The 12,850-nt window shown below is 70.3% G+C and carries 11 protein-coding genes; 4 read left to right on the top strand and 7 right to left on the bottom strand.

Annotated features, from left to right (window positions below):
- Positions 1-2: 2 nt before the first annotated feature.
- From leuA to ABIE38_RS09625, 4 genes are all read right to left on the bottom strand, one after another.
- Positions 3-1,865, bottom strand: a complete 1,863-nt coding sequence (leuA, locus tag ABIE38_RS09610) for a 2-isopropylmalate synthase (protein ID WP_354055734.1) — start codon at positions 1,863-1,865, stop codon at positions 3-5.
- A 156-nt stretch (positions 1,866-2,021) separates the two neighbouring features.
- On the bottom strand, positions 2,022-2,459 hold the full coding sequence (locus ABIE38_RS09615; protein ID WP_354055736.1) for a GNAT family N-acetyltransferase: 438 nt from the start codon (positions 2,457-2,459) through the stop codon (positions 2,022-2,024).
- Between the two features lie 73 nt (positions 2,460-2,532).
- Positions 2,533-3,444 carry a trypsin-like serine protease gene (locus ABIE38_RS09620; protein WP_354055737.1) on the bottom strand — a complete coding sequence of 304 codons (912 nt, stop codon included), beginning with the start codon at positions 3,442-3,444 and terminating at the stop codon, positions 2,533-2,535.
- Between the two features lie 252 nt (positions 3,445-3,696).
- Positions 3,697-4,596 (bottom strand): DMT family transporter, encoded by a 900-nt coding sequence (locus tag ABIE38_RS09625; protein ID WP_354055738.1) that lies wholly within the window; start codon positions 4,594-4,596, stop codon positions 3,697-3,699.
- Positions 4,597-4,667: 71 nt separating this feature from the next.
- Between ABIE38_RS09625 and ABIE38_RS09630 the strand changes: the two genes are divergently transcribed.
- Positions 4,668-5,930, top strand: a complete 1,263-nt coding sequence (locus ABIE38_RS09630; protein ID WP_354055740.1) for an aspartate kinase — start codon at positions 4,668-4,670, stop codon at positions 5,928-5,930.
- A 97-nt stretch (positions 5,931-6,027) separates the two neighbouring features.
- Here the strand turns inward: ABIE38_RS09630 and ABIE38_RS09635 are convergent, their stop codons facing one another.
- Positions 6,028-6,882, bottom strand: coding sequence for an endonuclease domain-containing protein (locus tag ABIE38_RS09635; protein WP_354055742.1), 855 nt, complete (start codon positions 6,880-6,882; stop codon positions 6,028-6,030).
- Positions 6,883-7,248: 366 nt separating this feature from the next.
- On the opposite strand from ABIE38_RS09635, the gene ABIE38_RS09640 reads away from it, so the two are divergent.
- The 3 genes from ABIE38_RS09640 to ABIE38_RS09650 all read left to right on the top strand — a co-directional run bounded on the left by ABIE38_RS09640 (position 7,249) and on the right by ABIE38_RS09650 (position 10,370).
- Positions 7,249-8,283: an aspartate-semialdehyde dehydrogenase gene (locus tag ABIE38_RS09640; RefSeq protein WP_354055744.1), complete on the top strand. Its 1,035-nt coding sequence runs from the start codon at positions 7,249-7,251 to the stop codon at positions 8,281-8,283.
- Between the two features lie 201 nt (positions 8,284-8,484).
- Positions 8,485-9,522 (top strand): ABC transporter ATP-binding protein, encoded by a 1,038-nt coding sequence (locus ABIE38_RS09645; protein WP_354055746.1) that lies wholly within the window; start codon positions 8,485-8,487, stop codon positions 9,520-9,522.
- 62 nt (positions 9,523-9,584) lie between these two features.
- Positions 9,585-10,370, top strand: coding sequence for an ABC transporter permease (locus ABIE38_RS09650; protein ID WP_354055748.1), 786 nt, complete (start codon positions 9,585-9,587; stop codon positions 10,368-10,370).
- Positions 10,371-10,427: 57 nt separating this feature from the next.
- On the opposite strand, the gene ABIE38_RS09655 is transcribed toward ABIE38_RS09650, so the two are convergent.
- Both ABIE38_RS09655 and ABIE38_RS09660 read right to left on the bottom strand, forming a co-directional pair.
- On the bottom strand, positions 10,428-11,390 hold the full coding sequence (locus tag ABIE38_RS09655; RefSeq protein WP_354055750.1) for an NAD(P)-dependent oxidoreductase: 963 nt from the start codon (positions 11,388-11,390) through the stop codon (positions 10,428-10,430).
- Complete coding sequence (locus ABIE38_RS09660) at positions 11,387-12,748, bottom strand: MFS transporter (RefSeq protein ID WP_354055752.1); 1,362 nt, start codon at positions 12,746-12,748, stop codon at positions 11,387-11,389. The genes ABIE38_RS09655 and ABIE38_RS09660 overlap by 4 nt, the downstream gene beginning before the upstream one ends.
- Positions 12,749-12,850: the final 102 nt, after the last annotated feature.

Raw genomic sequence — 12,850 nt, forward strand, 5'->3', positions numbered from 1 at the left:
TGTCAGGGAGCCCAGGTCCGGGCGCCCACCGTGCTGCCCACCGTCTCGTCGGAGACCACGGCCTCGTCGGCGTACGCGCGGTTCACGGCCGAGACCACGGCGCGCAGTGTCGCGGTGGTGATGGAACCGGCCCGGCCGACTCCCCAGAACACCCGGTTGCCGAACTGCACCTCGACGTACGCCGCCGCGGTGGCGTCATCGCCGGCGGTCATGGCGTGCTCCGAGTAGTCGAGGATGCGTACCTCGTCGTCGAACATCTCGTTGAGCGCGGCAACGAACGCCGCCAGGGGACCGTTTCCGGACCCCGTCAGCTCCTTGGTCTCGCCCTTCCACTTGACCACGGCGTCGATCGAGTCCACGCCGTCGTCGGTCTCGGCCGGGTCGAGCTGCTGGGAGATCCGCTCCATGGGTGAGACGCGGTCCAGGTACTCGAGGGTGAAGATGTCCCACATCTGCTTGGGCGTGACCTCGCCACCCTCGGAATCGGTGACGTTCTGCACCAGCGCGGAGAACTCCATCTGCAGGCGCCGCGGCAGCTGCAGGCCGTAGTCGCTCTTCATGATGTACGCCACGCCGCCCTTGCCGGACTGCGAGTTCACGCGGATCACGGCCTCGTAGGTGCGGCCCTCGTCCTTGGGGTCCACGGGCAGGTAGGGGACCTCCCACGTGATGTCGGTGATGTCCTCGCCCCGCGCGTCGGCCTCGACCTGCAGGGCGTCGAAGCCCTTGTTGATCGCGTCCTGGTGTGAGCCCGAGAACGCGGTGAAGACCAGGTCGCCGCCGTAGGGGTGACGCTCGGGTACGCGCAGCTGGTTGGCGTACTCGACGGTGCGGCGGATCTCGTCCATGTCCGAGAAGTTGATCTGCGGGTCGACGCCGCGGGTGAGCAGGTTCATGCCCAGCGTCACCAGGCAGACGTTGCCGGTGCGCTCGCCGTTGCCGAACAGGCAGCCCTCGATGCGGTCGGCGCCGGCCTGGAACGCCAGCTCGGCGGCGGCCACGCCGGTGCCGCGGTCGTTGTGCGGGTGCAGCGACAGGATCGTGGAGTCGCGGCGCGCCAGATTGCGGTGCATCCACTCGATCTGGTCGGCGTACACGTTGGGCGTGGCCATCTCGACCGTCGCCGGCAGGTTGAGGATGATCGGGTTCTCCGGAGTGGCGCCCACGACCTCGGTGACGGCGTCGCAGACCTCCTTGGAGAACGCGAGCTCGGTCCCGGTGAACGACTCGGGCGAGTACTCCCAGCGCCAGTTGGTGTCCGGGTAGTCCTTCGCGATGGCGGTCACCAGCTCGGCGGCGTCGGTGGCGATCTTCTTGATCGCGTCGCGGTCCTTACGGAACACGACCTTGCGCTGCAGGATCGAGGTGGAGTTGTAGAAGTGCACGATCACGTTGGACGCGCCCTCGCACGCCTCGAACGTGCGGCGGATCAGGTCCTCCCGACACTGCACCAGCACCTGGATGGTGACGTCGGAGGGGATCGCCTCGTCCTCGATGATCTCGCGGACGAAGTCGTAGTCCGTCTGCGAGGCCGACGGGAACCCGACCTCGATCTCCTTGTAGCCCATCCGGACCAGCAGTTCGAACATCCGGCGCTTGCGGGCCGGGCTCATGGGGTCGATCAGCGCCTGGTTGCCGTCGCGCAGATCCACGGCGCACCACTGGGGCGCGTGGGTGATGACCTTGTCCGGCCACGTGCGGTCGGGCAGCGAGACGTCCTCGACCTCCTCGGCGAAGGGCCGGTACCGGTGGGCCGGCATCGAGGAGCCCTTCTGTCGGTTCCACGACGGCTGGTCGGGGCGTCCGGGCTTGGAGGGGGGAGTGATGGTCGACGACGACGAGACGAATGCGTCAGCGGGATTCATTGCGGGGCTCTACTTCCGTGGAATCGATCTGTGGGGATCGGACCGGCGCGACGAGATCCCGCGACGGGGAGCCGGTCCGCCTCAGCGGGCCCCGCCGCGGCACCCAAGAAGGAGCACGCGCTGCATGGGGGTCACGATACACGGTTCCGCAGGGTGTCACGGAATCGGGATGACGAAGGTCGTGGACCCCGTGGTCGTCTCCGGCGGGGAGAGCGGGGAGTCGGCGCCCAACTCCTGGTCATGGTGCATCGACCCCCACAGCCTGCGACAGCCGGCCTCCTCGGCTATACCGAGGGCCTTGTCCACCAGTCGATGGGCGATCCCTCGGCCGCGCAACGGCTCGCTCACCCGGATCCCGTAGACGAAGAGGTCCGGGCTGGCGCCCAGGTAACCGGTCTCCACCGCCACCAGCATCCCCACGGGGACCTCGTCCTGCAGCGCCAGCAACAGCAGGTTGGATCCGTTGTCGAGGAAGTCCCGGGTCCACTCGGCGGTGGGCGGGTAGCTGAACAGGTCGTCGGCGGTCAGCACCAGGTCGAGATCGCCGCGCGAGGCGCGACGGATCACGAGCTCCGGCTGCTCCGGCGAGGTCATCTGTTCAGTGTGACAAATACACGGGCGGTCCGGTGCGCGTGAGTGACGGCCGGGTGCGACCGGTCCCTCGTCGTCATCGGTTGGCGATCATCCAGTCGATCCAGCCGTTCTGGAACGGGACCGACTCGAACCAGGCCGGATTGGTGCCGTCGGGCTGGCGTCGTGCGTGGTCGGAGCCGGAATGGATACCCACCAGCAGGTCGCCGTGGAAGACGGGCCCGCCGGAGTCCCCGGCCCCGTACCCGCCCTGGATGGTGTGGGACCGGCCGATGCGGGAGCCGGCTCGCGGCTCCATCCGCTCGAGGCGGGTGAGTCCGGTGCGCAGCTCCGCGGCGCGCTGACCGCCGGGGGAGGTGGCGCCGAAGCCGTGGAATCGCAGCACGTCGCCGGCCACGGGTTCCCTGCCCGCGCGCTTGACGGAGGGGGACGGCGCCGGATGCGCCAGCTTGAGCAGCATGACGTCCCCGGCAGGCGCGTGGTAGGCGGCGACGGGGGTGTGGCGGCCGATGCTGCCGGTCTCGAGGGATCCGAACGCACCGACGATCTGGGGGCTGGCGAGCGAGGCGGTCTCCGCGAATCCGCCCGGGACGGTCGCCCCGTTGCCGAATCCCAGTGTGTAGGCGTTCGGTATGGCGGGGCCGCAGTGCTTGGCGGTCGCCACCCAGTACGGGGCCACCACCACTCCGGAGCAGGGGGTGCCGGGGATCCCGCTGAACGTGGTGATCTGGACGGCCCATGGCGCCGGCCCGGAGGGGGTGCCGTTGACCACGGCCCCGGCGGTGGGCGCGGAGGCGGCGAGCGGGGCGATGACCGCGGCGACCGAGGCGAGCGTCGTCGCCACGAGGCGGGACGTGCGGCGTGAGGCACGGCCGGTGACGCCGTCGGGAGCCCGGCGTGAGGCGCGGCCGGTAGCGGAGTCGGGAACGTCGCCGCCCTGCTCGACGCGGCTGTTTCTCAAGGTGCCGCTGGGGCGGGTGAGACGCATGAGGCTCAGCGTAAGCGATGGGATCGACGTGCGCTGCCGCTCGGGGTGGGTCCTCATGGCTCTGGAATCGCGGCCCGCCCGGCCCGCGTTACCCCGGCGGCCGGCTCCGCTCGGCGCGGGTCACCCCCGGCGGCCGGCTCCGCTCGGCGCGGGTCACCCCCGGCGGCCGACTCCGCTCCGCCCGCGTCACCCCCGACGGCCGGCTCCGCTCCGCCCGCGTCACCCCCGGCGGCCGGCTCCGCTCGGCGCGAGTTACCCCGACGACCGGCTCCGCTCCGCGCGCGTCACCCCGGGACCGACTGCGCCTCCTGGGTCGACCTCCTTGTTGGCCAACCGCACGGTCGCCACCACCATCAGGACGAGGGTCGCGGCCAGGATCGCCAGCTCGGGGCCGTCGACGGTGAACCACTCGCCCAGGACCACCACCCCCAGTCCCAGCGCGACGACGGGAGTGGTGACGGTGGAGGCGGGCACCGCCTGGTGCACGGCCCCCGCGGAGAACGACATCTGCTGCAGCGTCAGTGCGATCACCGCCGCCGCCACCAGCCCGTACACCTCGCCGGTGGTGAACACCTCGAGCAACCCGCCCGAGTACCACCGGTCGGCGACACCCTTGGTGAGCAGCGCCACGTAGGCGAACGCGAGTCCGCCGGCGACGCCCAGGAGCAGCGCGCGGTTGCCGTTGCGGCGTCGGTTCCGGGACAGGCGCAGCAGCACGGCGATGACCACCAGCCCGCCTGCGCACGCGAGCGCCCACTCGTACCAGGGCGGGTGCGCGTCACCTCCCGTCGGTCGCCCGTAGATCACCAGGACGACCACACATCCCGCCAGGACGTACCCCCAGAACAACTCGGTCTTGGTCACCCGCCGGCCCGTCACCCACGCTCCGAGCGGGAGCGCGAAGGTCAGTGAGAGGACGGTGATGGTCTGCACGAGGATGAGCGAGCCGAACGCCAGCGCCACACCCTGGAAGCCGAATCCGGCCAGGCTGATCGCCATGCCCGACCACCAGTACCTGCTGGCCAGAACGCCGAATCGACCCTCGAGCCGGCCCCCGGCGCGGTCCTTGGTGCGGTGCCGCATCACGGTGCCGAAGGCCTGGCTGAGGGCGGAGGCGAGGGCCAGGAGGACGGCCAACCACGTTTCAGTCATCGATGATGAGTAAACACCTCCCGTAATGTAGGGCTGCGTTAAGCCGATCAACACCGGAAGGGTGTGACCGCGTGGCACTCGTAGTGCAGAAGTACGGCGGCTCCTCCGTGGAGTCCGCAGAACGTATCCGTCGGGTGGCCGAACGGATCGTCGAGACCAAGAAGGCGGGCAACGACGTCGTCGTCGTCGCCTCCGCGATGGGGGACACGACCGACGAGTTGTTGGACCTGGCGGACCAGGTCTGCCCGGCGCCCCCGCAGCGCGAGATGGACATGCTGCTGACCTCGGGCGAGAGGATCTCCAACGCGCTGCTGGCCATGGCCATCAGCTCGTTCGGGATGGAGGCGTACTCGTTCACCGGCTCGCAGGCCGGGATCATCACCACCACCAAGCACGGCGACAGCCGGATCATCGACATCACCCCGGGGCGGGTCCGCGACGCCCTCGACCAGGGCAAGATCGCGCTGGTCGCCGGGTTCCAGGGTGTGTCCCGGGAGACCCGCGACGTCACGACTCTCGGTCGCGGCGGTTCGGACACCACCGCGGTGGCCATGGCGGCGGCCCTGGGTGCCGACGTCTGCGAGATCTACTCGGACGTCGACGGCATCTACACCGCCGACCCCCGGATCGTCCCCGACGCCCGCAAGCTCGACACCATCTCGTACGAGGAGATGCTGGAGATGGCGGCCGTCGGTTCGAAGATCCTCAACCTGCGGAGCGTCGAGTTCGCCCGCCGGTACCACGTGCCCCTGCGCGTGCGCTCGTCGTATTCGACCAACCCGGGCACGCTCGTGGCCGGAAAAGTGGAGGACATCCCCGTGGAAGACGCAGTCCTGACCGGAGTCGCTCACGACGCCTCGGAGGCCAAGATCACGGTCGTCGGAATCCCGGACCAGCCGGGGTACGCCGCCAAGATCTTCCGCGTGGTGGCCGACGCCGAGATCAACATCGACATGGTCCTGCAGAACGTCTCCAAGGCGGAGGGCAAGACCGACATCACCTTCACCTGTCCCCGTGAGGTCGGGGCCAGGGCCGTCGAGGTTCTCTCGCAGGCCAAGGACGACCTCGGGATCGACCAGGTGCTGTACGACGACAACGTCGGCAAGGTCTCCCTGGTCGGCGCCGGCATGAAGTCACATCCGGGCGTCACCGCGACGTTCTGCGAGTCGCTGTCCGAGGCCGGGGTCAACATCGAGCTCATCTCCACCTCGGAGATCCGCATCTCGGCGCTGGTCCGCGAGGACGAGCTCCCCGAGAGCGTCCGCGCGCTGCACGCGGCGTTCGAGCTGGGCGGCGAGGAGGAGGCCCAGGTCTACGCCGGCACCGGCCGCTGACCTGAGCGCCTGCACCCCCCCCACATCGAGTAGGCACTTCGGCCCACATCGCCCGAGAGCGAGCGTGCGGAACTGTCTTTTCGTCGGCGCACCGCCGTCAGCCGCCGCGCTCGCGGACGCCGGCCCGGATGTCGGCGGCGGTCGCCTGCGCGTCGCGGGTGACCATCGTGGTGGTGAGGGGGTAGACCAGCCATCCCGCGCGACGAAGTCGGTTCCAGCGGGTGAGGTCCTTGGCGTGTTGCGCCGGGTCGCGGTGGTACTCGCCGTCGTACTCGACGCCGACCTTGAGGTCCCGGCGCCCGAGGTCGAGGTGATAAGGAAGGCCGGGCACGGGCACCTGCGTCTCGAACCCCGTGAGACCGTGATTCATCAGGAACAGTCGGGTCCGGGTCTCCCACGGTGACTGGGCGCCGATGTCACACAGGTCGAGCGCCGCCAGGACCTGGCGTTTGCCGGGGATCCGTCGGGGGTTCATCGCGAGTGGCCGGACGTCGCGCTCCGGGTCGACGCCGATGGACGGACCCGCATCCAGCGCGCAGACGGCGCCCGTCAGGTCACCTCGCCGCGCGATGTCGAACAGCGCCCATGCGGGGCTCGCGGCCAGGCCGGCACCCGCGGTTCCGGTCAGGTGGCACACGTGTTCCCGTGGGATCGTGTACTGGCGGCCGATCATGCCGGGCCGACGTACCCGCGTCGAGCCGGCGGCGAACTCGTCGGGGTAGTCCCGCGGCGGAAACGGGTGGCCGTGTGCGTCGGCGGCCAGCCAGCCGGTCGCGATCGCGCCGGGGTACAGCTCGGTGATCGCCGTGATCCGGGTGAGCGGGTGGTTGCGGTCGGTGGTGCGCGGGACCCACAGGCCTCGGTGGTGCGGGACGAGGCCGCTGGAGTGCAGGCGCCGCCCGCGTTCGGCGACGAGGTCGCGGGTGCGGCGGGGTGACGGGTCGGGGCGCATGGGGCAAGCGTCGACGACGACGAGCGTGGCATCCCTCGTCCATCCCGCGATTTCGGCATCGTCTGTGGAGACGGGCGGCCCTGTGGAGCATCGGACCCGCCGGCCCGCCCGAGAAGAGCGTTTCGCGCACCTCCCTTTCGGCCGACGTGAGCCGGACCGACTTCTCGTTGGTCGGCGATGGCGAGGTGGGGCGCGGACGGCGCGGACGGCGGGGGCGGTGTGACGAGAGTCGCTGGAGGGGCTTCGCACGGCCGGTAGACTGGGTGATCATCGGCCGACCCGAGCGCTGGGTGGAGCTCCCACCCGCGGGCGGCCGACTGCAGAGCCCCCACGGGCCACCGAGCACACCAGGAGATGACCTCACAGATGACCACTGTCGCCGTAGTCGGAGCCACGGGCCAGGTGGGGCGCGTGATGCGTGCCCTACTGGAGGAGCGGGAGTTCCCGGCCGACGAGGTGCGCTTCTTCGCCTCCGCTCGGTCGGCGGGCACCACGCTGCCGTTCCGTGGCGAGGACATCGTGGTCGAGGACACCGCCGCGACCACTGACGAGGAACTCGCGGGCATCGACATCGCCCTGTTCTCGGCCGGCGGCACGATGTCCAAGGAGCAGGCGCCGAGATTCGCGGCGGCCGGCGCCGTCGTCGTCGACAATTCCAGCGCCTGGCGCAAGGACCCCGACGTCCCGTTGATCGTCTCCGAGGTCAACCCCGAGGCCGCGCAGAACCCGCCCAAGGGCATCATCGCCAACCCCAACTGCACCACCATGGCCGCGATGCCGGTGCTGAAGGTGCTCCACGACGCCGCCGGGCTCAAGCGCCTCGTCGTCTCCACCTACCAGGCGGTGTCCGGGTCGGGTCTCGCCGGCGTCGACGCGCTCAACGATCAGGTGACCGGCAATATCGGCGCGGGCCACGAGCTCGTGCACGACGGGCGGGCGCTGAGCGTGGACGACACCGGGCCGTACACGGCGCCGATCGCGTTCAACGTGCTGCCGCTGGCGGGCGCGCTGGTCGACGACGGGTCCGACGAGACCGACGAGGAGCAGAAGCTGCGCAACGAGTCGCGCAAGATCCTCGGACTGCCGGAGCTGCTCGTGGCCGGCACCTGCGTGCGCGTGCCGGTGTTCACCGGTCACACGCTGAGCATCAACGCCGAGTTCGAGCGGGACATCACCCCGGAGCAGGCGCGCGAGCTGCTGTCGGAGGCGGCCGGCGTCAAGGTCGTGGACGTGCCGACCCCGCTGGACGCCGCGGGCATCGACGAGTCGCTGGTGGGCCGCATCCGCCAGGACCAGTCGATCGAGGGCAGTCGCGGCCTGAACCTCATGGTGGCGGGCGACAACCTGCGTAAGGGCGCCGCGCTCAACACCATCCAGATCGCGGAGCTACTGGTCAAGTAGCGCGCGCTGCGGGGCTGCGGGGCTGCGGTTCCCACGTCCGCTGGCGTTCCCGCCTCCGTGTCGATAAGAGCGTTCCGTCCACCCGCCTCTCGGGCGATGTGTGCGGAACGCTCTTGCCGTCGAGGCGTGAGCCCAATGGTCTCCGCGGCCAAGCGTCACAAAGTCCTATGCTTGTCACGTCAACAGCGATCGGGGGACTGTGTGGGCGGGAACGACGACGCCGGGCGCCGCGATGGCCGCACGGAAATGGTCCGCGACGGCCGGACGGAGGCAGCCCGCGACGCTCGGACCGAGGAGCGCGTCGACGATCCGATGATCGAGGTCCGCGACTTGCGCAAACAGTACGGTCGCCGTGGCCCGGTCGCGCTCAAGGGCATCGATTTCACGGTCGGTCGCGGCGAACTCTTCGGACTGCTCGGGCCCAACGGCGCCGGCAAGACCACGACGCTCGGGATTCTCACCACGCGCGTGAGGCCGACCTCCGGCAGCGCGCGGATCGACGGGATCGACGTGGTGGCCGGGCCGCAGGCGGTCAAACGGCGGATCGCGGTGATGCCTCAGCAGAGCAACCTGGACCGCTCGCTGACCGCCCTGGAGAACCTGACGTTCCACGGCGCCTACTACGGCATGCGGCTGAGGGACAGGCGACGGCGCTCGCGCGAGCTGCTGGAGCAGTTCGGGTTGGCGGACCGCGCCGACGAGCAGGTGGAGAACTTCTCCGGCGGGATGGCGCAGCGACTGCTCATCGCGCGGGCGCTCATGCACCGTCCGCCGCTTCTCTTCCTCGACGAACCGACCACCGGCCTGGATCCGCAGTCGCGGTTGTTCCTCTGGGACCGGGTGACCGACCTCCACCGATCCGGCACCACGATCATGTTGACCACGCACGACATGGCGGAGGCGGATCGCCTGTGCGAACGGATCGCGATCGTCGACCACGGTGAGCGCATCGCGTTGGACACCCCGGCCGGTCTGCGGGATCTGTTGCCGGGCGGTCGCGGCATCGAGCTCGTGCTGGACGCACCCGACGATCCCGCTCCGCTGCTGGCAGAACTCGGGGAGACGGAGTCCGCCGAGCTCGAGCAGGGTCGGTGGCGGGTGCGGTGCTATGGCGACAGTCGGCTGGGCGAGGCGATCGCCGTCGCCGAACAGCGAGGGGCCGTGGTCCGCGACGTGCGCCGGCTCGAGGGCAGCCTGGAGGACGTGTTCGTGCACCTGACCGGGCGGGAGCTGCGATGAGTGACGTGACGCCAGACAGTGATCTGGCGAGAGACAGTGACCTGACGAGAGACTCGGACCCGATGCTGGCGCGCGCGACCGGTGTCCGCGCCTTCCTGGGCCTGCTGCAGCGAGACATCTGGAACACCCTCCGTCACGAGCTGGGGGGTTTCCTCGCGCAGTCGCTCATGCAACCGTTGGCGTTCCTCTTCGTCTTCGGCCTGGTCCTGCCGGAGATCGGCGCGGTGGATGAGGCCTACGCGACGCAGTTGTTGCCGGGCATCATCGCGCTGACACTCGTGCTGACGGCGCTGCAGAACGTGGCGTTGCCGTTGGTGATCGAGTTCTCGTACACCAAGGAGATCGAGGACCGGCTGCTGGCGCCCATCTCACCGCTGATGGTGGGGGTGGAGAAGCTGGTGTTCGCGACCGGACGGTCCCTGATCGCGGCGCTGCTGATCCTGCCGCTCGCGGCTCTGATCCTGCCGGGTGGGGTGCAGGCCGGAGGTGCGAACTGGGGGGTGTTCGCGCTGCTCCTGATCGTCGGTGGTTTCGCCGGGGCGTCGATCGGGCTGGTGCTGGGCACCTCGGTTCCGGCGCGACGCATCAACATGGTGTTCGCGTTGGCCCTGACTCCGCTGATCTTCACCGGCGCGACGTTCTACCCGTGGCAGCTGCTCGATTCCCTGCGGTGGTTCCAGGTGCTGACGCTGTTCAACCCGCTCACCTATGTCTCGGAGGGCATGCGCGGCGCCCTGACCTCGTCGCCGCATCTGGGGGCGGAGTGGATCGCGCTCGGGCTCGGGGTCTCGACGGTGGCCTTCGCTGCCGTCGGTCTGCGCGGGTTCATCCGCCGTGCGGTGGATTGACGACTCCCGCATCGTGCGCGCGACGGGCTCACCCCTCGGGTCGCGAGGGGTGGGCCGTCAGTAGCCGCGGCCGTACTCGACCACGGAGAGCAGGTCCTCGCCGTCGACGAACCTGCGCAGGTTCTCCGCGAGCGGCCCGGCCATCTCCTCGGTGAGCCGCCCGGCCGGGTTGGCGACGTGGGGGGTGACCACCACGTTGTCCAGGCCGAACAGCGGGTCATCCGGCGCGGGCGGCTCCGGATCGGTCACGTCGAGCGCGGCGCCGCCGATCAGTCCACCGGCGAGGGCGCGGTAGAGGGCCGCCTGGTCGATGAGGGGCCCGCGGGCCACGTTCACGATCCAGGAGTGCGGGCGGAGCAGCGCCAGGGTGCGGTCGTTGATCAGGTGACGGGTCTCCGGGGTGTCGGGCGCGGCCAGCACCACGTGGTCCGCCTGCGCGAGCACCTCGTCGGTCCGCTCGGCCGGTGCCGTGAGGGCGGCCCCCTCGACCGGGCGGCCGGACCTGGTGACGGCGAGGGTTCGCGCTCCGCACGCGGTGAGCAGGGGCACGAGTTCGCGCCCGATGCCGCCGGCGCCGATGATCGCGACCGAGGCGCCCCGGAGCGTGCGGACCGCCGGATCGACCGCATCCTTGGCCCAGCGGGTGTGGGCTGAACGGACCACCTGCCGGGTGCCCGCAAGCAGCAGGGCGAGCGCATGCTCGGCGACGCCCCGGGCGTAGAAGCCGGAGGCGTTGGTCCAGGTCCGGTGGTCGTCGAGCGCGCCCGCGGCCACGAAGTTCTCGATGCCCGCGGTGCTCAGCGCCACCCACTCGACCCGGTCGGGCAGGGCCGGGAACCCCTCGGGCCCGCCGATCCACACCAGGACCCGGGCCTCGTCGAGCGACACCACCGAGCCGCCCGCGCCCTCCACCGCGGCGACGAGGTGGGGGTCGCGGGTCGGCTCGACGGCCACACGCAATGCGGCGTCACCATTCCCGGGCCGGTCGGCGCCGTCCGCAGAGGGTGGCGAGGGGATCATTTCGGAAGGGCCTTCTTTCCCGTCTCGGCGATGGTGGACACGGTGAGGAGTCCGATCACGCAGACCCCGATGACCCAGTATGCGGGCGCCATGCCGCTGCCGGTCCAGGCGACGAGCTGCGCGGCGAAGTACGGCGCGGTCCCTCCCGCGACGATCGTCCCGATGTTGAAGCCCAGGGCGACGCCCGTGTAGCGGACGCTCCGGCCGAAGAGCTCGGTGAACAGCGGGAACGCGGGCACCTGCACCACGCCGTTGAGGACCATGTAGACGAAGTACACCAGCCCCACCACGACGATGCTCTGCGTGGCACCCAGCACCATGAACACGGGGACCGCGATCACGATGTAGGACAGGTACCCCGCGATCAGCACGGGCTTGCGGCCGAAGCGGTCGGTGAGGGCGCCGCTGATCGGGAAGGTGGCGCACGCGCAGGCGATCGCGATGGCGGACGTCCAGTACACGGCGCTCTTGCTGAACCCGAGATCGTTGGTGAGGTAGACGCTGAAGTAGGTCAGCGCGATGTAGCCCGAGCCGTTCATCGCCACGGCGACGCCGACGACCTTGGCCACCGACCACGGGTGGTCCCGGAGGACGCCGAGGAGGGGGTTCTTGACGACCTCCTTCTTCTCGGCCATCGCCTCGAACTCCGGGGTGTCCTCGAGCTTCATCCGGATGCGCAGGCACACAAAGGCGAGGGGGAGGGCGAGGAGGAACGGGATGCGCCAGCCCCACGAGGCCATGGCCTCCTCGCCGACGATCAGGGTGACCAGGCCGACGACGGCGGCGGCCACCGCGAACCCGAGGGTGGCTCCGATCGGGGTGAAGGAGCCGAAGAAGCCCCGTCGGCTGGCGGGCACGGTCTCGGCGATGTACGTCGCCGCGCCGCCGATCTCGCCGCCGGCCGAGAAGCCCTGCGCGAGGCGGACCAGGACGAGCAGGATCGGAGCGGCGACGCCGATCGCGGCGTGGGTCGGGAGCATCCCGAGGATGCCGCTGGCGACGCCCATGGCCACGACGCTGGCGATCAGCGCCGTCCGGCGGCCGATCCGGTCACCGAGGCGACCGAAGAAGATGCCGCCGACCGGTCGCGCCACGTAGGCGACGCCGAACACCGCGAGGGTCGAGAGGATCGACGCGGCGGGGTCCTGCGACGGGAAGAAGAGGGGGGCGATGAAGATCGCCAGGAACCCGTACACGGCGAAGTCGTAGTACTCGATGAGGGTGCCGACGCCGCCGGCGAGCGCCGCCCTGCGGGTGAGCCTGGGGTCGGGGGTGCGGTGCGTGGCATCCGCCGTGGGGTGGGCGGTCGCAGGAGGGGCAGCCGCGTCATGTTCCTGCGGCTGGTGAACTTCGGTCATGGTGTCGCGTCCTTGCAGTTCAGGAGGAGCAGTGGGTCAGGAGGAGCAGTAACGAGGGGGAGTGGGGAGGGGGAGTTGGGAAGGAGGAGCGGGGAGTGGGAA

This window comes from Dietzia sp. 2505, assembly GCF_040546785.1.
In the GTDB taxonomy this organism is placed as follows: domain Bacteria; phylum Actinomycetota; class Actinomycetes; order Mycobacteriales; family Mycobacteriaceae; genus Dietzia.

Excerpts from the sequence above, each read along its gene's own strand:
- ABIE38_RS09615 (WP_354055736.1), bottom strand. The coding sequence starts at position 2,459 with ATGACCTCGCCGGAGCAGCCGGAGCTCGTGATCCGTCGCGCCTCGCGC.
- ABIE38_RS09650 (WP_354055748.1), top strand. The coding sequence starts at position 9,585 with ATGCTGGCGCGCGCGACCGGTGTCCGCGCCTTCCTGGGCCTGCTGCAG.
- ABIE38_RS09635 (WP_354055742.1), bottom strand. The coding sequence starts at position 6,882 with ATGCGCCCCGACCCGTCACCCCGCCGCACCCGCGACCTCGTCGCCGAA.
- ABIE38_RS09640 (WP_354055744.1), top strand. The coding sequence starts at position 7,249 with ATGACCACTGTCGCCGTAGTCGGAGCCACGGGCCAGGTGGGGCGCGTG.
- ABIE38_RS09620 (WP_354055737.1), bottom strand. The coding sequence starts at position 3,444 with ATGCGTCTCACCCGCCCCAGCGGCACCTTGAGAAACAGCCGCGTCGAG.
- ABIE38_RS09625 (WP_354055738.1), bottom strand. The coding sequence starts at position 4,596 with ATGACTGAAACGTGGTTGGCCGTCCTCCTGGCCCTCGCCTCCGCCCTC.
- ABIE38_RS09660 (WP_354055752.1), bottom strand. The coding sequence starts at position 12,748 with ATGACCGAAGTTCACCAGCCGCAGGAACATGACGCGGCTGCCCCTCCT.
- ABIE38_RS09655 (WP_354055750.1), bottom strand. The coding sequence starts at position 11,390 with ATGATCCCCTCGCCACCCTCTGCGGACGGCGCCGACCGGCCCGGGAAT.
- leuA (WP_354055734.1), bottom strand. The coding sequence starts at position 1,865 with ATGAATCCCGCTGACGCATTCGTCTCGTCGTCGTCGACCATCACTCCC.